The organism is Kitasatospora purpeofusca, assembly GCF_042691725.1.
In the GTDB taxonomy this organism is placed as follows: Bacteria; Actinomycetota; Actinomycetes; order Streptomycetales; family Streptomycetaceae; genus Kitasatospora; species Kitasatospora purpeofusca_B.
Genome location: NZ_CP170483.1, coordinates 8,774,108 through 8,797,310, shown reverse-complemented (window position 1 = coordinate 8,797,310; position 23,203 = coordinate 8,774,108). Strand labels below are relative to the sequence as shown.

Here is a 23,203-nt window from a genome sequence, read left to right as displayed (position 1 = left end):
GGTGATCGGCACGGACCTCGACGGTCACACCGCACCGGCCCGCGGCCTGAAGGCGCGGATCGCGTCGCGCCCTTCCCGCACGACCGCGTAGCTCGACTCGGGGACGGGGTTCCAGGCCCCCGGCAGGTCGCCCAGCGGCTCGGAGACGATGACGCGGGTATCCTCGGACGCCCGCCGCAGGACGGGGTTGTCCGGGTGCAGGGCGCGCAGCGCCTGGACGCTGGTGCTGAAGAACAGCGACCGCGAGGCGTGCGCGCTCGAGTACCGGAACGCCCACAGCTGCTCGCCCTCCGAGACGGCCACCGTCATCTGCAGGGGGTCGGCGACGCCGTGGCGGGCCGCGGTCGTCTCGACGAAGCCGGCCATCCGCTCGACGGCGCCCGGGACGTCGTCCCGCAGTCCGAAGGTGAGCGCCAGGTAGAACATCAGCTCCGAATCGGTGGAGCCCTCGATGCTCGGGTAGAGGGAGTCGTCCACGGCGAGCACCAGGTCGCGCTTGAGCCTCGGGAAGTCGTGGATCGCCCCGTTGTGCAGCCACAGCCACCGCTGGAACCGGAAGGGGTGGCAGTTGGTCTCCTGCACCGCGGTGCCGGTGGAGGCGCGGATGTGGGCGACGAACAGCGGTGAGCGCACGCAGTGTGCCAGCTCACGCAGGTTCCGGTCGCTCCAAGCGGGCCCGATCCCCCGGAAGACCGCCGGCTCCTCGACGTGGTCGGGTTCACCGTGGTCGGCGGGGTACCACCCGATGCCGAACCCGTCGCCGTTGGTCGTCTCCACGCCCATCCGGGCGTGGAGGCTCTGGTCGATCAGCGAGTGGGCGGGTTTGTAGAGCAGTTCCTCCAGCACGATCGGGGAACCGGAATAGGCCAGCCAGCGACACATGCGGCCCACCTTCCTCACGACACGGCGGCGCGCGGCCCTTCGGCCGGCTCCTTCCACCGTAGGCCGAGGAGCCCGGCCGGGCGCGGGGAGCGGTGCGCAGCGACGCCCCGCCGTCAGGCGGACCTGGCGGCCCGGAGGAAGTCCTTGATCAGGGCCGGATCCTTGACGCCGCGCCGGACCTCGACGCCGCTGGAGACGTCCACGCCCCACGGCCGGGCGACCGCGATCGCCGCGCCGACGTTCGCCGGGCTCAGGCCCCCCGCGAGCACCCACTTGCCGGCCGGCGGCCTGGTGCCCAGATCCGACCAGTCCCACGGCTCCCCGGCCCCCGCCACCGGCGCGTCGAGCAGCAGCAGGTCCTCACCGAAGTCCCCGCAGTCCGCCCCGGCCGCCGCCGCTGCCGAGGTGGCCCTGATCAGCGGCACCCCGAGGTCGGACAGCTCGGCGAAGGCGGACGCCGGGTGGTTGCCGTGCAACTGCACCGCCCGCACCCCGGTGGCGCGGACCGCCTCCCGCACGTACGCGGCCGGCTCCTCCCGGAACACGGCCACCGTCAGCACCCCCTCGGGCACCGCGGCCGCCAGGTCCCGCGCCAGCGCGGCCTCCACCCGGCGCGGACTCTCGGTGAGCACGAACCCGATCGCGTCGGCGCCGGCTTCCACGGCGGCGGCGACATCCGCAGCGGTACTGAGACCACAGATCTTCACGAACACGTTCCCGGACGCTCCCCTCTGGACGGCGGCTGCCAGCGTACAGCCGCGGGCCCCGCCCGGCGGGGTGCGCGGCGAGGGTGCGGCGCGTCCGATCAGCGGTGCGCCCTCTCGTCCGGGGGCGCGCCGGTCGACGGATACAGGTCGAAGCTCCCTTCCTCGGGGATCCGGACGATCCCGCGCCGTCCGGCGCACACCCAGTGGAGCTCCAGGCACCAGCGGACCTCGTCCAGGGTGGAGTGCCATCGGACGACGAACTGCTCCGGGTCGTCGCGGGACACCTTGAAGGGGAAGTCCACCCCGTGCGGCTTCAGTTCGGGGACCTCGGCATCGAGGTCGACGTCGAAGGGGCGCAGTAGGACGGCACTCTGCACGAACCACTGGTTGCGCAACGGCCGCGGTGGACGGCGGGAGAGGACGACCGGCCGCAGCTCCTTGAGGACCGCCGCCTGTGCGCTGCGTCCCTCGACGAGGATCTCCAGGATCGGGGCGCCCGCGAGCAGCCACTCCTCGTCCTCGCCCTGCCCGATGACGACCGAGCTGTCCGAGTGCCAGTTCAACGTGACCGTGACCGGCACCTCGGGAATGCGCTCCGACTCCGGCAGGTGAATATTGACCTGTCCGATCTGGTTCAAGGAGCCGTTCACCTTGACGTCGGATGCGTAGTTCCGGGTCGTCTCCCCGGCTTCCTCAGGACGCTTGTCCGTCATGGTGACCCATCGTAGGAACGGATCCGCCGCAGAGGAAGAAGCCTGGGAGCATGGGGCCATGACATCGTCTTCCGCCGCTCGTGACTCACTGGAGGGCCTGGCCCTCGGGGACGGATTCGGGGAGCGCTGGTTCCCGCTGTTCCGCACACCCCGGGAGGCGTTCGAGCAGATCAGGGGCCGCCGGACTCCGGAGGAGCAACCCTGGCACTGGACCGACGACACCGCGATGGCGCTGTCGGTGTACGGGGTGCTGACCGCGTTCGACGCGGTGCACCAGGAGAAGCTGGCGCTCGCCTTCGGGGCGACCTACCTGGCCGATCCGGGCCGCGGCTACGGGCGCGGCATGCACCGGCTGCTGCCCGGGCTCGCGAAGTCGCCGGGGAACTGGCGGAGCGGGGCGCGCGAGCTGTTCGGTGGCGAGGGCAGTTTCGGGAACGGCGCGGCGATGCGGGTGGCGCCGCTCGGGGCCTGGTTCCACGCGGACCTGGCGGAGGCGGCCGAGCAGGCGGCGCTGTCCGCCGAGGTCACCCACGCGCACCCGGAGGGCGTGGCCGGGGCGGTGGCGGTCGCCGTGGCCGCCGCGCTCGCCGCGGGCGGCCGCGCCGGCGGGCACCTGGCGGAGGGCTCGGAGCTGCTGGCCGAGGTCGCCGACCGCACACCGCCGGGGGCCGTGCGCGAGGGCCTTCGCCGCGCCGCCGGGCTGGACGCCGCGGCGGAGCCCTGGCGGGCCGCCGACGTGCTGGGGAGCGGGCAGCGCGTCCAGGCGAGCGACACCGTCCCGTTCGCCCTGTGGTCCGCCGCCCACCACCTGGACAGCCTCACCGAGGCCCTCTGGACGACCGCCGAGGGGCTCGGGGACGTCGACACCACCTGCGCCATCACCGGCGGTGTGGTCGCCGCCCGCACCGGCCTGGACGGGGTGCCCGAGGAGTGGCTGACGCGCCGTGAGCCGCTGCCCGGCTGGGTCGCCGACGCCGAGGCCCACGAGTTGGCGTGACACGGCCCCGGCCCCCGGTCCCCCGGAACGCTCGGGGGACCGGGGCCATGGGGCTCAGCGCTCGGGCCGGCAGCCCTTCGCGAAGAGGCTCTTCCGGTCGGTGCTGGTCTCGACACCGTCGCAGAGGAAGGTCACCTCACCGCGTTCGGAGAGCAGAGTCACCTTGGTCGCCGAGTCGTTGGCGTTCCCAGGGTCCCGCCGGTTCTCACCCCTTCGGAGGGGCGCCCCCGGGGACCCGGTCCGGTCCCGCGGCGGCCTCGTCGTCAGCCGGGGAGCCACCGTCCGGGGCCGCTTCCCGGCTGCCGACCGTCACATGGGCGAGGCCGGGGCATTGCGTCGCACCGGTCGCCGTCACCGGGACGCGCGCGGGGCCACCGCGTGCCCAGATCATCCCGCCGCCACCGCCCCTGCCGTGCGCCGGTCCCGCAGTTGGACCGGGGCCGACGGGCCGGGGACGTCCGGGCGGCCCTCGAAGTCGACGGGGGTGGTGTCGGGCATGCGGATGCAGTCGGTGCCCGCGAAGACCGCCAGGTTGCCGCGCGGGTAGAGCGCGACGCTCACCCCGTCCGTCACCCCGTCCGTCACCCCGTCATCGGCCTGCGGAGGCTTCAGCCGCAGGGTGACGTCGTCCGGTGAGAGGTCGGTGTAGGAGGTGACCTTCCACCCGGCCGCGGTCAGGGTCTGCCGCGCCCGGGCCATCGCGTCCACGGCCTGCGCGTGCGTCACCCCGGCGAGTGCCCAGCTCTCGTGCACGGCCGTGGTGCCGGGCTCGCGTGGCGGGGAGTCGCTGATGGAGTCGAGGAAGTGGGCCAGCCCCCGGGGGTGGCAGTCGTAGATCGACGCCTCGATCCCCTCGCTGGGCCACTCGCGGTTGAGCGGCGCGTCCGGCAGCAGCAGCGCGTCGTAGACGGCCTGCGTCCGTGCGTCCAGCCGCCCGGCGACGGCCACCGGGTCGGCGACGGGGAACGGCTCCCCCTGCCAGAGCTCGGTGGCCTTCACGCCGCCGAGGAACAGCGCCCCCGCCATGCCCACCCCGACGGCCGCCAGGGCCGCCGCCCTCCACCGCCGGGCGGGACCGCCCTGCTGATCACTCGTCATACCGCCGATCCTGCCGGGCCCGGGCACCGTTCGCCTGAGTACCGGTACTCAACTCCGCCCTGGGGACCTCTCCGGGACGGGGGGCGGGCGAACGGCCGCGCAACCCTGATGGGGCGCTCGCGACAACGACCCGGGCCCGCCCCAGGAGGTTCCTGAGGCGGGCCCGGGCCGCTCTGTCCTATGGCACGGGAGGCGGGTGGTCAGCACCAGCCGAGGTCGGCGAACGCCTTCCAGGCGGCCTTGGTCTTCGGTCCGGCGACGCCGTCGATGCCGCCGGTGTCGTAGCCGATGTCGTTGAGGAAGCGCTGGAGGGCGCGGATGGTGTTGGGGCCGACCGTGCCGTCGACGGTTCCGGCGTTGTAGCCCTGGTCGTTGAGGAAGCGCTGCCAGGCCTTCCAGCTGTTGGTGCCGAGCTGGCCGTCGATGGCGCCCGGGTCGTAGCCGGCGTCGCGGACGTAGCACTGGACGCTCTGGGCCTCGGCGGTGTTGAGACCGAGGTTGTCGACGGCCCGGATGCCGATGGTACGGGCCGGGGCCTGCGGGGCGGGCGCGGCGACGGCCGCGGTGGCGCCGGCGAGGGTGCCGAGGCCGAGGGTGGCCGCCGTGAGAATTCCCACCAGCGCTTTCGTGAGCGTGTTCGATGCCATGGGTTCTACTCCCTCCTACGGGAATCGGGGCGAGAGCGAAGCTAGCACCGATCGCACGCGAATAACCATGCCGATTCCGATTTCCCGAAAGGCCGCGCGGCGTGATCCAAGGAGCCCGGAGCCGGCCCGAAGCATCCCGCTATAACAGCAGGTCGGAGCCGGTGACGGCCACCCCAGGAAAGCCCCCGCTCCTCATCCGTACACGGAGCTGGAATTCGAGATTCCGTCCCCGATATTCCACCGCCCGGCCGAGCGCGCGGGCGAATGAATGCGCGCCTGTTGTCCGACGCTCGCCGGGGCACCTACCCTGTCGCTGTGTCCTCGTCAGCGCGGGGTGCCGCGACCACGACCTATGTGCACGGGAAGATGCCCGGAGCGGTTCCGCTGCTCGGCCACCTGCCCGTGCTGGCCCGGGACCCGGCGCGGTTCCTCGGGCGCCTGCACGAGCACGGCGACCTGGTGGAGATCCGGCTCGGAACCTACCGGCTGGTGGTGCCCTGCCATCCGGAACTGCTGCGGCACGTGTACGCCGACGACCGCACCTTCGACAAGGGCGGGCCGATCTACGGGCGGTTCCGGGAGATCCTCGGCAACGGGCTGCCCACCTGCGCCCACGCCGACCACCGGCGTCAACGCCGCATGCTGCAACCGGAGTTCCGGCCCGAACGGCTGGCCGCCCACGCCACCGTGATGAGCCGGGAGGCGGCGCTGCTGGCCGGCTCCTGGCGGCACGGCGAGGTGGTTGACGTCTTCCCCGCCTGCTACCGCTTCACCCTGCGGGTGGTGACCCGCACGCTGCTCGGCACCGAGGTGCCGGACGCGCTGGCCGAGCGGCTGCAGCACGCCTTCGAGACCGCGTTCGCCGGCGCGCTGCGGCGGCTCTGGATGCTGCCCGCCGGCCCCGGCTACCGGGCGGCGGTCCGCACCCTGCGGCAGACCGTCGCCGGGCTGGTGCGCGACCACCGGGCCCACGGCCCGGGCCGCACCGACCTGCTCGCCGGGCTCCTCGCCGCCCGCGACGAGGACGGCTCGACGCTCTCCGACGCCGAGCTGCACGACCAGGTCGTGGCCATGCTGCTGGCCGGCACCGAGACCACCGCCGCCCAGCTCTCCTGGACGCTGCGCCTGCTGACGGCCCACCCCGAGGCCCTGGCCGCCGTGCAGGCGGAGGTCGACGCGGTGCTGCCGGGCGGGCGGCCCGCCGGGTGGGACGACCTGCCGCGGCTGGACCGCACCGGCCGGGTGCTGACCGAGGCCCTGCGGCTCCACCCGCCCGGCTGGGTGTTGCTGCGCACCTGCTCCCGGGCGACCGAACTCGGCGGGCGTCCGCTGCCACGCGGCAGCCAGGTACTGCTCAGCCCGTACGTCGCCCACCACAACCCGCGGATCTTCGCCGACCCGGCCCGCTTCGACCCCGACCGCTGGTTGCCCGAGCGGGCCGCCGCCCTGCCGCGCTGGGGCTTCGCCGGGTTCGCCAACGGTCCCCGGCAGTGCCTGGGCGCCGACTACGCCCGCGCCGAGGCGGTGATCGCGCTGGCCACCGTCCTCGCCCGCTGGCACCCGGCCCCGGTGCCGGGCCGGCGGGCGGACGACCGCCCGGTCCGGCTGACCACGGTCCTGCGCCCGCAGCGCCTGCGGCTGCGGATGCTCGACCGGGGACGGCCCCGGGCGGCGGAGGACGCCGGCTGACGCCCGGGGCCGAGGACCGGGCCCCGGGCGGCGGCGATCAGTAGGTGATGGTCACACAGCCGTCGCCGCCCGGCTCCCCGGCGGCGCCCGGGAGGCCGAGTTTGGCAACGCCGTCCCCGCCCCTGCCGCCCCGGCCGGTGCCGGCCGGGCAGGTCGCGGGTACGCCCTCGGCCGGGGCACCTGCCGCGCCTCCCGCGCCTCCCGCGCCGGTGCTCCCGGCGCCGCCCCCGACCCCCGAGTGGCCCAGCACACCGGTGGGGCTGTCGCACTTGTGGGGATCGTACGCCCATTGGCCGTACTTGCCACCGCGACCGCCGGGGGCGTTGCGGAGTCGGCCGACCTGGCCGCCTCCGGCCAGATCCGCTTCCTCGGAGAAGCTGTAGGTGTCGAGGTCGCCCTTGTTCAGCCAGGAGTTCGTGGCCGGCTGTCCGTCGGCGCCGTCGGACCCTCCGCCGTCGGGCAGGGCCGGGCCGCCCACACCGCCGCGGCCCCCGGCCGCTACCGCGATGCTCAGCCGCTCGCCGGGCAGGACGTAGATCCTGCACGCGACGAGGCCGCCGCCACCACCACCGCCTCCCCCGCCGCCCCCGGTCGCGGCGGTGAAGGGGACGGCCACGGCGGCCGCACCGCCGCCCCCGCCGTTGCCGCCGCCGACGACGGTGACCGTCAGGGTATCGACGCCCTCGGGCACGGTGAACGTGTACTGCCCGGGAGTGGCGAAGGTCGTCGTAGTGGTGGCGGCATGGGCCGGGCCCGCCCCGGTCAGCGGGCTCACCAGGGCCCCGCAGCACAGGGAGACGGCGACGGCGAAACGCGCCGGCCGCGAGGCCGCCCTCCTCCGACTCGGTGACCCCACGCTCGACTGGTCGGACATGCCGGCTTCTCCTTCCGTCCCGGTGCCCGGGCAGCCGCCCGGACACCGGCCCAACGACGGCCGGCCCCGACGGTTTCGCACCCCTCGCCCTTTCGGATGCCCGGGACCGGCGGCCGACGGGTCGGGCCGTTGTCGGACGTCTCCCCTAGCGTCCCTGAGCATGACTCCAGTGAGCGCAACAACACCGGTCACCACGACCCTGCTCGCCCACCGGGACGGCAGCGGGCACCCCGCCCTCGGCGGGGCGCCCGTCGCCCGGCTCACCGGCAGCCTGCGCGAGGCGCTGCTCGGGCTGGCGGCCCGCCTCGATCCGGCGGGTACGGCGGCCGAACCCGACTGGGCGGTGTGCACGGCGCTGCGGCTGGTGGTGGCCGGGGCCTACGACACCGCCGAGCCCGGCGAGGAGCCGGGGCTGCTGTACGTCACACCGCCGGTCGCCGAGCTGGGCAGCCGCCCGGTGTGGCTGGAGCGGACGCGGCCGGGCGGGCCGGTCACCGCCCGGTTCCCGGCCGACCGCTGCTGACCCGCCGCCACCGGCAGGCTCAGGCCTTCTTCACCACGCTGGACTTGAGCTGCATGGCGCCGAAGCCCTCGATGCGGCAGTCGATGTCGTGGCCGTCGACACCGTCGACCAGTCGGATGTTGCGCACCTTGGTGCCGGCCTTGATGCCGGAGACGCTGCCCTTGACCTTGAGCGCCTTGACGACGGTCACGGTGTCGCCGTCGGCCAGCACGTTGCCGACCGCGTCCTTGATCACCCGCTCGCCGGACGCGGCCCGGCCGTCGCCGGCGGCGGCGGGGTCCCACTCGTGGGCGCACTCCGGGCAGACCATCAGGGCGTCCATCTGGTAGGTGTACTCGCCGGTGCACTGCGGGCAGGCGGGGAGGTTGTCGCTCATGTGATTCAGACTGTCCAGTCGTTCGAGTGGTGGTTACCGAGGCGGCGGAAGGCAGGCGGGGACGGCCGGGGCCGCGAGCGGGATCCGGGCGAGCAGATCCTTGCGGGGCGAGCGCCCCATGGTGACGAGGGTCTCCCGGGTCGGCAGCACGGCGCGCATCCGGTGGAGAGCGGAAGCGGCGATGTTCACCCTGCCTCCTTCTTTCCTCTTCCTCACCGGCGCGCGGGGAATCGATGCCGGCCCGACGGCACGCCAGCATGTATGAACATGAAAAATTTTTCAAGTCGCTGATTGCGCACCCGCCGGATCCGGACAGTAGCGGCCAGGGATCCGGTTCGAGCGCCCCGCTCGACGCTCGGGCGCTCCGCTCAGCGGCGGTGGCGGCCCCGGGGGCGCGCGGCCGGGGTCGGGGCCGGTGCCGGGAGGAAGAGGCGGGCGGCCTCGCGGCCGAGGTTGACGCCGATGGCGAGTGCCATGGCCATCGCGCAGGCGTGGGCCACGCCCCGCAGGCCGGCCTCGTCGTCGCCGCGGACGAAGGCGAGCAGCGCGAAGTAGAGCACCGAGCCGGGCAGCAGCGGCCCGAGGGACGCCGTGACGTGCGGCAGCGCGGGGCTGCCGCGGTGGCGGGCCATCACCTGGCCGGCCAGGCCGACCAGCCCGGCGGCCACGGCGGCGGCCGCGACCGGCTGCTGGCCCGCGCCGACCATCAGCCCGTACGTCGTCCAGCCGGCCGTGCTGATCAGCATCACCGCGGGCAGCGCGCCCGGCTCGGTGTTCAGCATCACCGCGAAGGCCAGGGCGACCAGGACGGCCGCCGTGAGCTGCAACGGCGGGTTGGCGGCCCCGACCGGGAGGTCCCGGGCCGCCAGGTCCGCGCCACGGTTGACGCCGACGTAGAGCACGGCCGTCACCCCGATCACCACGCCGGTCATCAGGTACAGCGCCTCGACCATGCGGGCGGCCGCGGTGAGGTAGCAGCCCGCGAGCCCCTCCTGCGCCGCGGCGACCAGGCGCCACCCCGGCAGGAGCGCGTACAGCCCGCCGGTGATCACCGCCGAGCCGCGCAGGTGGAGGCCGTTGAAGGACAGCAGGATGCCGATCAGCGCGGCCGGCGTCGCGGCCAGCACGAACTGGTAGAACTCCGGGAGGTCGTGGCGTGCCACCAGCGCGGCCAGCCGGTCGCCGACCGTGGCCGCGACGAAGGCGCTGGCGAACACCAGGCCGGCCCGGGCGTCGGTGCGGCCGCCGACCAGCACCGTCGCGGCCCCGGCGAGCAGCCCGCAGGCCAGCGCGACCAGCCACCCCGGGTAGCGGTGGCCGCCGCGGAGCCCGGCCGTCAGCCGGCGGTGGGCCTCGTCGACGTCGATCCCGCCCGCCGAGATCACCGTGACCAGCCGGAAGAGCACGGCCAGCCGGGCGTAGTCGCCGGACGGGCGGCGCACGGACCGCTCCGCCGTCAGCGGCGGCTCCGCCGGGCCGGGCCGGTAGGAGACGGCGACCCGGGTGAAGGTGACCTGCGGGTCGCACGGGTGCACGCCGTAGGCACGCGCGACGGCGAGCATCGCCGCCTCGACGTCCTCCGCCGCCTCGCCGCTGGCCAGCAGCAGTTCCCCCACCACGAGGGCGAGGTCCAGCACCGACGCCACCTCGGCCGGGCCCGGCCGGTCCGGGCCGGGGGGCTCGTGGAGCAGCGGGCGGGCGCCGGTGGGCGTGCGGAGCAGCGGCAGCATGCGGTCGGGCCAGGAGGTCGCCCCCGCGCCGGTGACGACCGGGCCGGCCGGGGGCGTGCGGGCCTGGAGCGGCACCTTCTCCGGCCGCGCCGACGGCCGGGCGGACCTGGTCGACCTGGTCGGCCTGGCGGCCTCGGAGGCTTCGGCGGCTCGGGCCGGTCCGACAGGTCCGCCGGGCTCGGCACGCGGGCCCAGCTTTTCGTGTTCCGGCATCGCCGCTCCCTGGCCAGCACCCCCCTTTCGGGTCGCCCAGTGTATGCGAACGACTACCCGCTGCGACCGTCCGGTGAACGCGCCACGCGCACGCAGGCGCGCCCGGGTGGAGTGAGGGCGGACCGTTCGCGCCGGTCCCGTCCGGACGCGCCGCAGCCGCCGCCCTCACCCCCCGGGAGCGACGGGCCGTCAGCCGAGGTGGCGGCCGTCCCGGGCGACCACGCGGCCGGCCCGGACGACCAGGTCGCGCGGCGGGAGGTCGACGACGACCTGCGGGAGGCATTCGCCGGCCAGCAGCATGAAGTCGGCGGGGGACCCGGGCCGCAGGGTGACGCGCGGAAGGTCGAGCAGGTCGGCGCCGCCGTCGGCGGCGAGCGCGAAGCAGTCGGTCAGCTCCTGGTCGGTGCGGGCGTCGGTGGTCCAGCCGAGCAGGTGGGCGCGGTGCAGCATGTCGGCGTTGCCGTAGGGGCTCCAGGAGTCGCGCACGCCGTCCGAGCCGAGCCCGACGCGCACGCCGCGCGCCTGCAGCTCGCGGAACGGCAGCACCTGGTGTGCCGAGGGGGCGACGGTGGTGAGGCCGACGCCGGCCTCGGCCAGGTGGTCGGCGAGTTCGGCGAGCCGGTCGCCGGCCAGCTCGGGGACGCAGAAGGCGTGGCTGACCACGACCCGGCCGGCCAGGCCCGCCGCCTTGGTCCGGGCGGCGATGTCGCGCAGCGGGTCGAGGCCGCGCGCGCCCTGGTCGTGCAGGTGGACGTCCAGGCGCAGGCCGTGGCGTTCGGCCAGGTCGAAGACGAGGTCCAGCTGGGCGGGGCCCCCGCCGTCGGCGCCGCCGTCGAAGCCGGCCGGGTCGATGCCGCCGACCGCGTCGATCAGCCCGCTCGCCGCCGCCTCGGCCAGCAGCTCCCCCGTGCCGGGCGTCCGGCGGACCCCGTGCTGGGGGAAGGCGACCAGCTGCACGTCCAGCGCCCCGGCCAGCCGCTCACGCGCCTCGGCCAGCCCGGTCACCCCGGCCAGCCCGTAGGCGGGGGCGACGTCGACGTGCGCCCGCACGGCGCGGGTGCCGGAGGCGACCGCGTGGGCCAGCAGCCGGTGGGCGCGCTCGGCGAGCGGGGTGCGCTGGTGGCGGTGGAGGTCGACGTCGCCCCGGACGTACTCGGGCAGCGAGCCCGCCGGGCGCCGGCTGTACCAGGGCTCGCCCCAGGCGGTCTTGTCCGGGTGGATGTGCGCGTCCACCAGGGTGGGCAGCGCGATCCGGCCCCCGCCCTCCACGACGACCGGCTCGGCGCCGTCCGGGAGGCGCTCGGCCAGCACACCCTCGACGGCGAACAGGTCGACGGGCCGCTCGGCGCCGTACGGGCGGACGTTGCGGAAGACGGTGGCGGCGGTTCCGGCCATGGGGGGTCAACCCTCTCTGCGTGCCTGGTCGCTGGGGCGGTTCCGCCGCCGTCGAGGACATCGGTCCGTCCACGGAGTGTCCGACGATCGTCCAACTGGCGAAACATCCCACCTTTTCTTGCAACAGTCTGTTTATCATCTCGGAGTCCCCCGCACCCCACCCGGAGCCGCCCTCGCATGTCCACGCCGCCCACCGCCAAGGCCCCCCGGCCGCATCCGCTGCACGCCCTGCGGGCGTCCGCCTTCGCCATCGGGGCGCTGCTCCTGCTGGCCGGCATCGGCGTGGTGGTCCACCAGCCGCTGCTGATACCGCCGGTCGCCGCCAGCGCGGCACTGGTCCACGGCGCGCCCGGGCTGCCGATCTCCCAGCCGCGCAACGTGATCGGCGGTCAGCTGCTCTCCGCGCTCATCGGCTACGCCACCCTCGCGGTCACCGGCAGCACCGCCTGGGGCGCGGCGATCGCCGCCGGACTTGCGCTGGGGGCGATGATGCTCTGCCACCTCTCGCACTCCCCGGCCGTGGCCAGCGCCGTGGTCGTGGTCCTCCAGGCGCCCCACGCCTGGCCGTTCCTGCCGCTGCTCGTGCTCTCCACCGTCCTGCTGGTGGCGATCGGCCTGCTGCCGGGCCGGATCGGCGGGCATCCCGTGCGCTACCCGCTCTCCTGGTGACGACGGGGTTCCAGGATCATCCGATCGGATGACCCCGGCGTCCACCGAGCGGCTCGACCGGCCGGGCCGAGCCGCCGATTCCGCGCCGGGGCCCGGTGGCGCAGGCTGGGAGCCGGCCGCGGCGCGCCCGCCCCGGCCGCCGTCCCGCCCGTGGAGGAGCCCCCGATGACCGATCGCGCCCTGTCACCGGCCGACCGGGCCCTGCCGGCCGCCGCCCGCGCCTCGCGGGAGCAGCGGTGAGCGCCCGGACCGCCCTCGGTCGGGCCGCCGCCGGCGCGACGACGGCCCTGGTGCTGCTGGCCGCCTGCGCGGAGACCGCACCGACGCCGCCGGCCGCCACCACGGCCGCCACTCCCGAGCCCGCCGCCGAGCCGGGTCCGCCCTCCCCCACCCTCCTGGTGACCGACTTCGGCGCGGACACCGTCACCTTCGTCGACCCCACCCGCTCCGGCCGCGCCGCCGACCTCGGCTCCGTCCGCGTCGGCACCGCCCCGTACGGACTCGCCGTCGGCCCCGACGGCACCGCGTGGGTGGCCACCGCCGAGGGCGTCGCCGCCGTCGACACCCGGACCCGCACCCGCACCGCGCTGATCCCCTACCGCACCCGCACCGGCCCGGCGGCCACCGGCGAGTACCGGGGCGGCGGCATGGGCCTCGCCCTCTCCCCGGACGGCAGCCGGGTCTACGTCGGCGTCAACGTGCCGGAGGGCAACGGCACCCTGGAGGTCGTCGACACCGCCACCCGTACGGTCACCGAGGTCGTCCCGGTCGGCCGCCGCCCCTTCGACGTGGACGTCTCCGCCGACGGCCGCTCGGTCTACGTCACCGACCACGACTCCTTCGAGGTCACCGCCGTCCCCACCGCCACCTGGCAGCCCCGCCGCATCGAGGTCGCCCCCTACGGCACCGAGGGCGGCCTCAGCTCCTGGCTCAAGCCCCACTACACCGCCGTCCGCCCCTCGGACGGCGCGCTGCTGCTGCCCTTCGAGGGCGAGCGCCTCGCCGTCGTCGACCCGGCCACCGGCCGCGTCGCCGTCGAGCCGATGACCGCCGACACGCACCAGCACGGCGTCACCGTCGCCCCCGACGGCACCCTCTACGCGGTCGGCACCGGCCCGATCGACCCGGCCGTCGACGCCGGCCCGTCGCTCACCATCCGCTCCCCCGACGGCACCGAGCGCCTCGTCCCCCTCGACGGCCCGCACGAGACCGTCACCCTCTCCCCCGACGGCGGCACCGCCTACGTCTCCGGCGGCTACACCCGCGAGGGCGGCTGGGACGGCCTCACCCTCGTCGACACCGCCACCGGCCGCACCACCCGCCTGCCCGTCGGCCACCTCCCGCTGGCCGTCGCCGTCCTCCCCTCCGGTCCCGTCGGCTGAGGCCGCCGGCCGCCGGCCGCCTGTCACGATCATGGGCGAGGATGTCGCCGACGGGGACGGTCGCAGGCCGGTGGCAGACCGGCCGCGAACGGGGGGTCGGTGCTGGGGACCGCACGATGACCGGGGGCGGAGCTGGGACTTCCGGGGGCCGCCGGGGAGGACCTCGGCGAGCGGCGTGGGGCCCTGAGGTCCGTCGTGTGGCAGGCGTTCCGGATCACCATCGGCCAGGCGCGCACCGTCGTGGCCCTGTCCGGCCCGGGACCGGACGCGCGGCTCGACGAGGACGCCCTGGAACGGGAGGTCGGGCGGCTGCTGCCGCGCACCGACGAGCTCGGCGTCGGCCTCGTCGACCGGGAGCGGTACGCCCGCCGCCTGCCCCGGCGCATGGTGCTGACGGCCACCCACGACGACCTCCCCGCGCACCTGCCGGGCGAGTCCCGTCTCGTGCAGTACGGGGGAGCCCACCTGCTGGTCCTGCGCGGCCGTCCCGAGGGCCCGCGCGGCTACGGCGCCCTCCTGGACGTCGAGTTCAAGCAGGTGTCCGGCCGGTCTACCGGGCCTCGTCATCGGCCACGCCCCCGGGCGCATCTCGAAGGGGCCGGACGCCGAGGCGGTGGACACGCTCGTGAGCCCGAGGACCAGCGGCTGCTGCTCGCGGGCGGGGACGTCCGCGACTTCGTGGTCTGCCACTCCGTCCAGGTGTACCGGCTCGACCCCGAGGAGGCCGCGGCATGACGCAGCAGGACGGGAACGCCCCGGACCGCCCCGCGCGCAGACCCAGGCGCAGGCCGACGCTCGACGAGATCCGCGAGGAGGACTCCCGGAGGGAACGCGCCGACGTCCTGGAGCTGCGCGAGTACGCCGCGCTGCACGACGGCGCGGTCCAGGCGGGCCGCCTGCTGGAGCGGGCTCGGACTCGGACTCGGCGGCACCGTCCCGGACGCGGCCCTGGCGGAGGCGGTCGGACCGCGGTTCGTCGCGCGCCCCGAGAACATCGGCTTCGACTCCTCGGACTTCCACCGGAGCGCCGGGGTCGAGTGCCGGGCCGTCCAGGAGATGACGGTCGTGCGGGAGTACGAGGACGCGTTCACGGTCACCGAGCAGCCGGAGCCCGGACCGTACCGGCGGTTCCGCCCCGCCTGGAGAAGCGGGCCGCCCGGCCCCCCAGGATCGGGCTCCGCGGACCGTAGTACTACAGTGACGGCGATGGGACGTACATCAACGAACGTCCGTGGCACGGGGGGTTGAGGATGATTCAGCTCGAACTCAGCGTGGCCAGCTGGTGGTGGATCGCCCTTCTGGCGACGGCGGTGTACCTGTGCGTCCTGGTGCCGCACATGCCGACGCCCGAGTACCGCCTGCGGACGGCGCTGTCGCCCGCCCCCATGGTGCTCCTCGGGGTGGCGAGTTACGCGTTGAAGCACTGGGAGCCGACCACCGCGCTGGCGATGTACACCTCGGCGGTCCTGGTCCTCCCGCTGGGGGCCGTCGGGCACCGAAAGAAGCTGGCGCAGCGGTTGATGCAGGCCAAGGAGGCGGGTGAGTCCGAGGACGAGACCTGGCCGCCGGCCATGCTGGCGCAGACCCTCCTGTTCGCCGCGGTGATGATGACGGCCTACTTCCTGATCAAGCCGTAGGCGCGTCGGGCCGCGAAGGGACGCGGCGGCGGGCACAGTGGACCGCGTGCGCGATCATGCTCCACTGATGCGACGGCGGGCGGTCCTGATCGGGGGGCTCGGCGTGGCGCTCGGCGCCGCCTGCGGCTGCTCGAACGGCGGCGGCGCCCGGGGAGGCGCCATGACGCCCACCTCGCCGGCTCCCCCGAGCCCTGTCACCACGACCACGGCCACACCGGTGCCACAGTCCTCCGCCACGTTGCCGGCGGCCACACCCTGGCTGCCGGGGCCGGGTGAGGTGCAGCCGGACGTCAAGCTGCGCGCCGTCCAGGTGGTCGAGGCGCTGGGCACCTGGGGTCAGGGCGGGCAGGGACTGGAGGCTGCCCGGGGGCGGGTGGCGGCCCTCGGGCTGCCGCCGCAGCTCGCCGACCAGGCGGGTCCGCTGCTGCCCGCCGCCCCGGAGGCGGTGGTGGAGGTGATCGACGCCCAGTACGGGGGCATCCTCGCGGACTCGGCGAGCGTCCTGGTGGTGTGCCGCCAGTGGTCCGCCACCGGTTCCACCGTCACGGCCGGCGGGACGACGGTGGACGTCCGGCTGAGCGCGGCGAGCCCCCGCTGGACGGTCACCGCCCTCCACCCCGCCGACCCGGGACCCGCCGCACCCCAACTCCCCACGCTCGCCGCCCGGGTGCTCGCGCAGCCCCGGATCGTGCTGCCCCCGGCGGCCGTCGCGGACCTGCGCAGCGGCTCGGTCCGCGACAGCGTGCTGCAGGCCATGCTCACCCTGGCCGGTCCGTACTCCTTCCAGGTGAGCGTGGTGCGCTCCGGCCACCCGCTGGACGTGTTCGGGACCGACCGGCCCAGCGACCACCCGGCCGGCCGGGCCTTCGACACCTGGCAGATCGACGGCCACGCCGTGGTCGACCCGGCCACACCGCACGACCTGGTCGACGGCTTCATGCGGGCCGCCGCCGCGGCGGGCTCGTACAACGTCGGCGGGCCGCGGCTGCTGTCCGGGGGTGCGACGGCCGCTCAGTTCTTCTCGGACGACACCCACCACGACCACGTGCACGCGGGTTTCCGGAGCTGACCCGCGCCGCCCGGCCGGGCTGTGCCGGGCCGCGGTACCGGACTGCGGTACCGGGCGCGCCCGGACGTTCCGGTCAGGTCGCGGCCGGACCGGCGGTGGGCGGCGGCGGAACGGACGCGGGCACGGACGCCGACGCGGGGCCGACAGCGCGGGCCAGGCGGCGCAGGGCCCGCTCGGAGCCGGAACCCGGAGCGGCGGTGTACACGGCGATCGCCTTGTCCGGGTTCCCCGCGACGTAGAGGGCCTCGGCGGAGAGGCTGAGCAGGCCCACCGGCGGGCAGGCGAGCAGGACCTTCATGTGACCGTTCTCCTGCACCACCTGCTCGGCCCAGAGCCGGCGGAACTCCGCGCTGCGCGCCAGCAGTTCGCCGATCTCCCGGGCGAGGCCGGGGTCGTGCGGCCACTTGCCGGCCTCGGTGCGCAGATAGGCCACGGTCTCGCGGGCCTTCTCCTCCCAGTGGACGAACAGCCGCCGGGCGCGCGGGTCGGTGAAGACCAGCCGCCCGACGGTGCGGCGGTCCGGGTGGACGCGGGCGAAGTCGAGGAACACGGCCGCCGCCAGCCCGTTCCAGGCCAGGATCGTGCCGCCCCGGCCGACCAGGTAGGCGGGCGTGAGGACCATCGAGTCCAGCACGCGCTGCATGCTCGACCGCCGGTCCGGGGGCAGGCCGGCCACCTCCGGCTCGTCCGGGCGCGCGAGGCCGCGCAGGTAGCGGCGCTCCCCGGGGCTGAGCCGCAGGGCGTCGGCCACCGCGTCGAGGACGGCGTCCGAGACCCGCGACGCCTGTCCCCGTTCCAGCCGGGTGTAGTGCTCCACGCTCGTGGCGGCCAGTGCGGCGACCTCCTCACGGCGCAGGCCGGTCACCCGGCGGATGCCGTGGGCGAGCAGCCCGACCTCGTCGGGGCGCAGCCGCGCCCGCCGGGAGACCAGGAAGTCACGGAGAGCTTCAGCGATGTCCACACCGGTGATTGTCGCGCTGCCCGGCGCTCCGCCCAACCGCCCCGGGAGCGACTGCGGTCGGCGGAGGCCGTCGTCGCGCAGGAGGCCGTCGTCGCCCACGAGGCCGTCGTCGCGCACAGGGACGGCCGTTCCGCCAGGGCACGCTCTGCCCTCCCTCGGGGCCGGGCCACGTCGCATCCTCGTGTGCATGCCCGCCGGACGGGGACGGCGGGGCGGCGGGGGGCGGCCGACCACGATCGGGCGCACCCCTGCCCCACCCCACCCACAGGAGGAGGACCAGCCATGGCCACCAGGACCACCACCGCCCGCACCGGAAGGCGGCGCGCGGCCACCGTACTCGCCGCGCTCGTCGCCGTCGTCGGCATGACCGCCGGTACGGCCGCCACCGCCTCGGCGACAGCCGCGCCGCCCAAGAAGTGCAAGATCCAGGTCTGGTACGAGGGCCACTGGGTCACCGTCACGACCAGCTGCTGAGCCCTCCCGACCCCGCGGCCCCGCCGTCCCTCGACGGCGGGGCCGCGCCGTCGTGGTGCATTGACGTTAATAATGGCCAGTATTAATCTTGGCCGCATGGCAAGGACGTCGGCGGGCCACGAGACCCGCGAGAGGCTGCTGCGGGCGGCGGAGGAACTCTTCGCGACCCGGGGCGTGGAGGCCTCGCTGACCAAGGACATCGTCCGGCTTGCCGGGCAGGGCAACCCGTCCGCCGTGCAGTACCACTTCGGCTCCCGCGAGGGCCTGCTCGACGCGATCATGGCCGCCCGCCAGGAGCGCACCGAGCGCGCCCTCGCGCCGCGCCTGGCCTCGCTCGCGGAGGCGGACCTGCCCGGGCTGCTGGGCGCCCTGGTCGCCGCCGAGGCCACCGAGCTGCGCACCGACCAGGGCCGGCGCTGCCTGCGGATCTCCGCGCAGATCAGCCACAACAGCGGCGTCCGCACCCGGACCCCGCACCCCACCCTGGCCGGCGGCGGCTACTGGCGGCTGATCGAACTGGCCGAGGCACGGATCTCCGCGCTGCCGGAGCCGATCCGCCTGGAGCGGCTCGACCTGGTCCTCACCCTGATCGGCGCGGCGCTCGCCGACCGCGCGCAGCAGTACCTCACCGGGGCCCGACCCCTGACGGACGAGGAGACCTTCCTCGCCGACCTGGTGGCGGTGTCCGCCGCCATGCTCTCGGCCCCCGCCCCCGCCCCTCGAAGGAGCACGTCATGAACGACCTGACCGGCAAGACCGTCATCATCACCGGAGGCGCCCGCGGCCTGGGCGCCGAGGCCGCCCGCCTGGCCGTCGCAGCCGGCGGCAACGTCGTGATCACCGACGTCCTGGAGGACGACGGCAAGGCCACCGCCGCCGAACTCGGCGAGCGGGCCCGGTTCGTCCGGCACGACGTGACCTCCGAGGAGGACTGGCAGCGCGTGGTGGACTTCGCGGTGGCGGAGTTCGGCGCGGTGCACGGCCTGGTCAACAACGCCGGCATCTCCACCGGCACCCCGCTGGTGGAGGAGAGCGTCGAGCACTTCCGCAGGGTCCTGGACGTCAACCTGACCGGGGTGTTCATCGGCATCAAGACCGTCGTCCCGGCGCTGCGCGCGGCCGGCGGCGGCTCGATCGTCAACATCTCCTCGGCGGCCGGCCTGATGGGCCTGGCGCTGACGGCCGGCTACGGCGCGTCCAAGTGGGGCGTGCGCGGCCTCAGCAAGATCGGCGCGGTCGAGCTGGGCACCGAGCGGATCCGGGTCAACTCGGTGCACCCGGGCATGACGTACACGCCGATGACGGCCTCGGTCGGCATCCGGCGCGGGGAGGGCAACTACCCCAACACCCCGATGGGCCGCGTCGGCGAGGCCCCCGAGATCGCCACCGCCGTGGTCTTCCTGCTCTCCGACGACGCCTCCTACGTCACCGGCGCCGAACTGGCGGTGGACGGCGGCTGGACCACCGGGCCGACCGTCAAGTACGTCATGGGCCAGTGAGCCCGCGCGCGGCCGCGCCGTCCCGGAGGGTGTCCGGGGCGGCGCGGCCGCGTTCCCGCCGTCAGGCCCGCGGCCCGTGCAGCAGGACGGGGAGCGTGCGGTGGCCGTTGGAGATCAGCGACTCGACGGGCCGCAGGTCGGCGCCCGGGGCGAGGGCGAGGTCCGGGAAGCGGTCGAAGAGCCTGCTCAGGGCGGTGCGGCCCTCCAGGCGGCCGAGCGGGGCGCCGAGGCAGAAGTGCACGCCGTGGCCGAAGGCGAGGTGGTCCTTGTCGGCCCGGGTCACGTCGAAGGCGGCGCCGTCCCGGTACCGGGAGGGGTGGCGGCCGGCGGCGGCGTAGGAGGCGAGGATCGCCTCGCCGCGGCGGACGGTCACCCCGCCCGGCAGCTCGATGTCCTCCACCGCGTAGCGCAGCGGCAGGTGGGCGACGGGCGCGTCGTGGCGCAGCGTCTCCTCGACCACGTCCTCCCAGGGGACCTTGCCCGCGCGCACCAGGGCGAGCTGCTCGGGGTGGGTGAGCAGGTTGGCGATGCCGTTGTCGATCAGGTTCACGGTGGTCTCGTAGCCGGCCGAGACGACCAGCAGCAGGGTGTCGAGCAGTTCCTGCTCGCTCAGTCCGGCGCCCGCACCGCCCGCAGCGTCCCCGCCGCCCTCGGTGTCCTCGGTGTCCTCGGTGTCCTCGGTGTCGTGGGCGGCGATCAGCTGGGAGGTCATGTCGTCGCCGGGCTCGCGGCGCTTGGCGGCGATCAGCTCGTCCAGCATCCCGTAGAAGGCCACCGCGTTGGCCTGCGCCTCCTCGGGGGTGAGCGTGGTGTCGAACGCGCCGTCCACATGGGCCCGGAAGCGGTCCACCAACTCGTCGGGCAGGCCCAGGAGCTGGGCGATGACCCGGATCGGCAACGGGTAGGCCAGGCGCTCGCGGAGGTCCACCGGCGTGCCGGGCGGCGTGGCGGCGAGCTCGTCCAGCAGGGCCTCCGTGATCTCCTCGACGCGCCCGGCGAGCGCGTTGATCCGGCGGGCGGTGAACGCGGTGCCGACCAGCCGGCGCAGCCGGCGGTGGTCCGCGCCGTGGGCGGTGAACATGCTGCGCACGTTCACCCACAGGGCCAGCGGCCAGGCGGCGACGACCTCGGGGTACTCCGGCCAGTGCCGGTGGGGGTCCTTGGAGACCCGGGGGTCCTTGAGCAGTTCCTCCAGCAGGTCCGGGTCGGCCACCGCCCAGGCCTGCACCCCCAGGATGTCGACGGGCGTCGCCGGTCCGCGGGCGTGCAGCTCGGCGGTCTCGGCGTCGCGGTCACGGCCGGTCGGGTCCAGCACGAGACGGTCCACGGGGGCTCCTTCGTTCGGACGGCGCAGACGTGCGGCACACGGCACGGGCCGCGCACGGGGATGAGCATGCCGCCGCGCGTCCGCCGCGTCGAGAGGGCCTTCCGGGTGCGGATGGCACCGTTGCGGGGCACCACCCGAACGGCCGTCTCAGCGTCAACTGACCGATGCGCCCGGCCGCTTCACCCCCGACAGTGGCCCGCAACGGCCCGACGCGGCCGCACCCCGGAGGAGCGCCCGCCGCCCTCGCGCGGGCCGGTCCCGGACGCCGACCGGCTCCGAGCACGGGCAGCACGGGCAGCACGACCTGACGCCCGCAGGCCGTGCTGCTAGAGTGTCGAGAACGTTGATCCTTCGTCGAGGAGACCGGACATGGTGGTGGACGACGACATCTCCGGGTGATACCCGGACCGACAGGCCGCTCGCCGGTGCGCTGAAGCACCGCTGCCGCGGCCCGGCTGTCGTCCCCTCCTCCCCCTTGTCCATTCAGGGGACAGGTGTGTCCTTCCCTGCCCCTGGAGCCCCTACCTCATGAGGTCACCTCCATGTCCGGCGCTTCCGTCGTCTGCTCCACCCTGTCCTTCTCCTGGCCCGACGACACCCCCGTCTTCCAGGACCTCTCCTTCGCCGTCGGTTCCGGCCGCACCGGCCTGGTCGCCCCCAACGGCAGCGGCAAGAGCACGCTGCTGCGGCTGATCGCCGGCGACCTGCGGCCCACCGCCGGGTCGATCACCGTGGACGGCACCCTCGGGTACCTGCCGCAGACCCTCCCGCTGACCGCCGGGCTGACCGTCGCCGAGGTGCTGGGCGTCGCCGAGGTGATCCGGGCCATCGACGCGGTGGAGTCCGGGGACGTCGACGAACGGCACTTCACCACCATCGGCGACGACTGGGACATCGAGGAGCGCACCCGCGCCCAGCTGGACCGTCTCGGCCTGGGCGCGCTCACCCTGGACCGCACACTGCGCACGCTCAGCGGCGGCCAGGTCGTCTCGCTGGGCCTGGCGGGCCAGTTGCTCCGGCGGCCCGACGTGCTGCTGCTCGACGAGCCCACCAACAACCTCGACCTGGACGCCCGGCACCGGCTGTACGACACCCTGGAGGACTTCCACGGCTGTCTGCTGCTGGTCAGCCACGACCGCGCGCTGCTCGACCGGATGGAGCGCATCGCCGAACTCGACCGGGGCGAACTGCGGCTGTTCGGCGGCAACTTCACCGCCTACGAGGAGGCCGTGCGGGCCGAGCAGGAGGTCGCGGAGAAGAACGTCCGCAACGCCGAGCAGGACCTCAAGCGGGAGAAGCGGGAGATGCAGCTGGCCCGTGAGCGGGCCGACCGCCGGCAGAGCAACGCCGCCCGCAACCTGAAGAACGCGGGCCTGCCGAAGATCTTCGCGGGGAACATGAAGCGCGGCGCGCAGGAGTCCGCGGGCCGGGCCGGCCAGGTGCACGCCGGCCGGGTCGGCGAGGCGAAGGCGCGCCTGGACGAGGCGGGGCGCGCGCTGCGCGAGGAGCAGCGGATCGTGGTCGACCTGCCGGACACCCAGGTACCCGCCGGGCGCACCCTGTTCCTCGGCGAGGGACTGCGGGTGCGGCTCGGCGAGCACGAGGTGTTCACCGGCCCCGGCGTCGACCTGACCGTCCGCGGCCCCGAGCGGATCGCGCTGACCGGCCCCAACGGCGCGGGCAAGAGCACGCTGCTGCGCCTGCTCACCGGTGACCTCGTCCCCGAGGCCGGCGAGCTGCGGCAGGCCGACGGGCGCGTCGCCTACCTCTCGCAGCGCCTGGACCTGCTCGACCCGGACCGCACCGTCGCGGAGAACTTCGCCGCGTACGCCCCGGAGCGTCCAGAGGCGGAGCGGCTGAACCTGCTCGCCCGCTTCCTGTTCCGCGGCGCCCGGGCCCACCTGCCGGTCGGGGTGCTGTCCGGCGGCGAGCGGCTGCGCGCCACGCTGGCCTGCGTACTGTGCGCGGAGCCGGCCCCGCACCTGCTGCTGCTGGACGAGCCGACGAACAACCTGGACCTGGTCAGCGCGGGGCAGCTGGAGAACGCCCTGAACGCCTACCGGGGCGCCTTCGTGGTGGTCAGCCACGACGAGCGCTTCCTGAGCGGGATCGGCATCACCCGCTGGCTGCACCTGGCCGAGGGCGAGCTGCGGGAGACGGCGGCCCCGGTGCGCTGACGGCCCGGCCCGGTTGCCCGGGGAGGGGCCCGGCCGCCCCTCCCCGGGCAACCGGCGCGCACCGCAGCGCACGCAGCGCACCGCCGGCGGGGCGACTACCCGGCGGTAGCGGTACGCGACGGCGCCCGCCGGGGAACGCTGCGCCGGATCGGCGCACCGCCGCG

At 75.2% G+C, this 23,203-nt stretch carries 24 protein-coding genes; 12 read left to right on the top strand and 12 right to left on the bottom strand.

Annotated elements, in window-relative coordinates:
- Nucleotides 1-24: 24 nt before the first annotated feature.
- The 3 genes from ACFCLZ_RS37680 to ACFCLZ_RS37670 all read right to left on the bottom strand — a co-directional run bounded on the left by ACFCLZ_RS37680 (nt 25) and on the right by ACFCLZ_RS37670 (nt 2,302).
- The gene (locus tag ACFCLZ_RS37680; protein WP_380282428.1) at nt 25-882 is read right to left on the bottom strand and encodes a class II glutamine amidotransferase; all 858 of its coding nucleotides are present in this window, start codon (nt 880-882) and stop codon (nt 25-27) included.
- A gap of 113 nt (nt 883-995) precedes the next feature.
- The gene (locus ACFCLZ_RS37675; protein ID WP_380282427.1) at nt 996-1,589 is read right to left on the bottom strand and encodes a phosphoribosylanthranilate isomerase; all 594 of its coding nucleotides are present in this window, start codon (nt 1,587-1,589) and stop codon (nt 996-998) included.
- Nucleotides 1,590-1,687: 98 nt separating this feature from the next.
- Nucleotides 1,688-2,302: a hypothetical protein gene (locus ACFCLZ_RS37670; RefSeq protein WP_380282426.1), complete on the bottom strand. Its 615-nt coding sequence runs from the start codon at nt 2,300-2,302 to the stop codon at nt 1,688-1,690.
- 58 nt (nt 2,303-2,360) lie between these two features.
- On the opposite strand from ACFCLZ_RS37670, the gene ACFCLZ_RS37665 reads away from it, so the two are divergent.
- Nucleotides 2,361-3,299, top strand: a complete 939-nt coding sequence (locus ACFCLZ_RS37665) for an ADP-ribosylglycohydrolase family protein (protein ID WP_380282425.1) — start codon at nt 2,361-2,363, stop codon at nt 3,297-3,299.
- A gap of 387 nt (nt 3,300-3,686) precedes the next feature.
- On the opposite strand, the gene ACFCLZ_RS37660 is transcribed toward ACFCLZ_RS37665, so the two are convergent.
- Nucleotides 3,687-4,397 carry a hypothetical protein gene (locus ACFCLZ_RS37660; protein WP_380282424.1) on the bottom strand — a complete coding sequence of 237 codons (711 nt, stop codon included), beginning with the start codon at nt 4,395-4,397 and terminating at the stop codon, nt 3,687-3,689.
- 200 nt (nt 4,398-4,597) lie between these two features.
- Complete coding sequence (locus ACFCLZ_RS37655; protein WP_380282423.1) at nt 4,598-5,044, bottom strand: peptidoglycan-binding protein; 447 nt, start codon at nt 5,042-5,044, stop codon at nt 4,598-4,600.
- 315 nt (nt 5,045-5,359) lie between these two features.
- Here ACFCLZ_RS37655 and ACFCLZ_RS37650 point away from each other — a divergent pair, with 315 nt between their 5' ends.
- Nucleotides 5,360-6,733 (top strand): cytochrome P450, encoded by a 1,374-nt coding sequence (locus ACFCLZ_RS37650; RefSeq protein WP_380282422.1) that lies wholly within the window; start codon nt 5,360-5,362, stop codon nt 6,731-6,733.
- Between the two features lie 37 nt (nt 6,734-6,770).
- On the opposite strand, the gene ACFCLZ_RS37645 is transcribed toward ACFCLZ_RS37650, so the two are convergent.
- On the bottom strand, nt 6,771-7,607 hold the full coding sequence (locus ACFCLZ_RS37645) for a hypothetical protein (RefSeq protein WP_380282421.1): 837 nt from the start codon (nt 7,605-7,607) through the stop codon (nt 6,771-6,773).
- A gap of 160 nt (nt 7,608-7,767) precedes the next feature.
- On the opposite strand from ACFCLZ_RS37645, the gene ACFCLZ_RS37640 reads away from it, so the two are divergent.
- Nucleotides 7,768-8,130 carry a hypothetical protein gene (locus tag ACFCLZ_RS37640; RefSeq protein ID WP_380282420.1) on the top strand — a complete coding sequence of 121 codons (363 nt, stop codon included), beginning with the start codon at nt 7,768-7,770 and terminating at the stop codon, nt 8,128-8,130.
- Nucleotides 8,131-8,149: 19 nt separating this feature from the next.
- Here ACFCLZ_RS37640 and ACFCLZ_RS37635 read toward each other — a convergent pair whose 3' ends face one another.
- The 4 genes from ACFCLZ_RS37635 to ACFCLZ_RS37620 form a co-directional block, all read right to left on the bottom strand.
- A complete protein-coding gene (locus ACFCLZ_RS37635; protein ID WP_380282419.1) occupies nt 8,150-8,506 on the bottom strand; it encodes a zinc ribbon domain-containing protein YjdM in 357 nt (118 codons plus the stop codon).
- Nucleotides 8,507-8,539: 33 nt separating this feature from the next.
- On the bottom strand, nt 8,540-8,695 hold the full coding sequence (locus tag ACFCLZ_RS37630) for a hypothetical protein (protein ID WP_380282418.1): 156 nt from the start codon (nt 8,693-8,695) through the stop codon (nt 8,540-8,542).
- Nucleotides 8,696-8,874: 179 nt separating this feature from the next.
- Nucleotides 8,875-10,449, bottom strand: coding sequence for a threonine/serine exporter ThrE family protein (locus ACFCLZ_RS37625; protein ID WP_380282417.1), 1,575 nt, complete (start codon nt 10,447-10,449; stop codon nt 8,875-8,877).
- 189 nt (nt 10,450-10,638) lie between these two features.
- Complete coding sequence (locus ACFCLZ_RS37620; protein WP_380282416.1) at nt 10,639-11,844, bottom strand: amidohydrolase; 1,206 nt, start codon at nt 11,842-11,844, stop codon at nt 10,639-10,641.
- A 177-nt stretch (nt 11,845-12,021) separates the two neighbouring features.
- On the opposite strand from ACFCLZ_RS37620, the gene ACFCLZ_RS37615 reads away from it, so the two are divergent.
- The 5 genes from ACFCLZ_RS37615 to ACFCLZ_RS37595 all read left to right on the top strand — a co-directional run bounded on the left by ACFCLZ_RS37615 (nt 12,022) and on the right by ACFCLZ_RS37595 (nt 16,601).
- Nucleotides 12,022-12,513 carry an HPP family protein gene (locus ACFCLZ_RS37615; protein WP_380282415.1) on the top strand — a complete coding sequence of 164 codons (492 nt, stop codon included), beginning with the start codon at nt 12,022-12,024 and terminating at the stop codon, nt 12,511-12,513.
- Between the two features lie 236 nt (nt 12,514-12,749).
- On the top strand, nt 12,750-13,895 hold the full coding sequence (locus ACFCLZ_RS37610) for a hypothetical protein (protein ID WP_380282414.1): 1,146 nt from the start codon (nt 12,750-12,752) through the stop codon (nt 13,893-13,895).
- Nucleotides 13,896-14,090: 195 nt separating this feature from the next.
- On the top strand, nt 14,091-14,630 hold the full coding sequence (locus ACFCLZ_RS37605; protein WP_380282413.1) for a hypothetical protein: 540 nt from the start codon (nt 14,091-14,093) through the stop codon (nt 14,628-14,630).
- A gap of 515 nt (nt 14,631-15,145) precedes the next feature.
- A complete protein-coding gene (locus ACFCLZ_RS37600) occupies nt 15,146-15,532 on the top strand; it encodes a hypothetical protein (protein WP_380282412.1) in 387 nt (128 codons plus the stop codon).
- 67 nt (nt 15,533-15,599) lie between these two features.
- Nucleotides 15,600-16,601, top strand: a complete 1,002-nt coding sequence (locus tag ACFCLZ_RS37595) for a hypothetical protein (RefSeq protein WP_380282411.1) — start codon at nt 15,600-15,602, stop codon at nt 16,599-16,601.
- Nucleotides 16,602-16,674: 73 nt separating this feature from the next.
- Here ACFCLZ_RS37595 and ACFCLZ_RS37590 read toward each other — a convergent pair whose 3' ends face one another.
- The gene (locus ACFCLZ_RS37590; RefSeq protein ID WP_380282410.1) at nt 16,675-17,562 is read right to left on the bottom strand and encodes a helix-turn-helix domain-containing protein; all 888 of its coding nucleotides are present in this window, start codon (nt 17,560-17,562) and stop codon (nt 16,675-16,677) included.
- A gap of 282 nt (nt 17,563-17,844) precedes the next feature.
- Here ACFCLZ_RS37590 and ACFCLZ_RS37585 point away from each other — a divergent pair, with 282 nt between their 5' ends.
- From ACFCLZ_RS37585 to ACFCLZ_RS37575, 3 genes are all read left to right on the top strand, one after another.
- Nucleotides 17,845-18,036 (top strand): hypothetical protein, encoded by a 192-nt coding sequence (locus ACFCLZ_RS37585; protein WP_380282409.1) that lies wholly within the window; start codon nt 17,845-17,847, stop codon nt 18,034-18,036.
- A gap of 96 nt (nt 18,037-18,132) precedes the next feature.
- The gene (locus tag ACFCLZ_RS37580) at nt 18,133-18,774 is read left to right on the top strand and encodes a TetR family transcriptional regulator (protein ID WP_380282408.1); all 642 of its coding nucleotides are present in this window, start codon (nt 18,133-18,135) and stop codon (nt 18,772-18,774) included.
- Nucleotides 18,771-19,535 carry a glucose 1-dehydrogenase gene (locus tag ACFCLZ_RS37575; protein ID WP_380282407.1) on the top strand — a complete coding sequence of 255 codons (765 nt, stop codon included), beginning with the start codon at nt 18,771-18,773 and terminating at the stop codon, nt 19,533-19,535. Before ACFCLZ_RS37580 ends, ACFCLZ_RS37575 begins: the two co-directional genes overlap by 4 nt.
- Before the next feature lie 61 nt (nt 19,536-19,596).
- On the opposite strand, the gene ACFCLZ_RS37570 is transcribed toward ACFCLZ_RS37575, so the two are convergent.
- The gene (locus ACFCLZ_RS37570) at nt 19,597-20,862 is read right to left on the bottom strand and encodes a cytochrome P450 (protein WP_380282406.1); all 1,266 of its coding nucleotides are present in this window, start codon (nt 20,860-20,862) and stop codon (nt 19,597-19,599) included.
- 542 nt (nt 20,863-21,404) lie between these two features.
- Here ACFCLZ_RS37570 and abc-f point away from each other — a divergent pair.
- Entirely contained in the window at nt 21,405-23,039 is a 1,635-nt protein-coding gene (abc-f, locus tag ACFCLZ_RS37565; RefSeq protein ID WP_380282405.1) for a ribosomal protection-like ABC-F family protein, read from the top strand.
- The last annotated feature ends 164 nt before the right edge of the window (nt 23,040-23,203 follow it).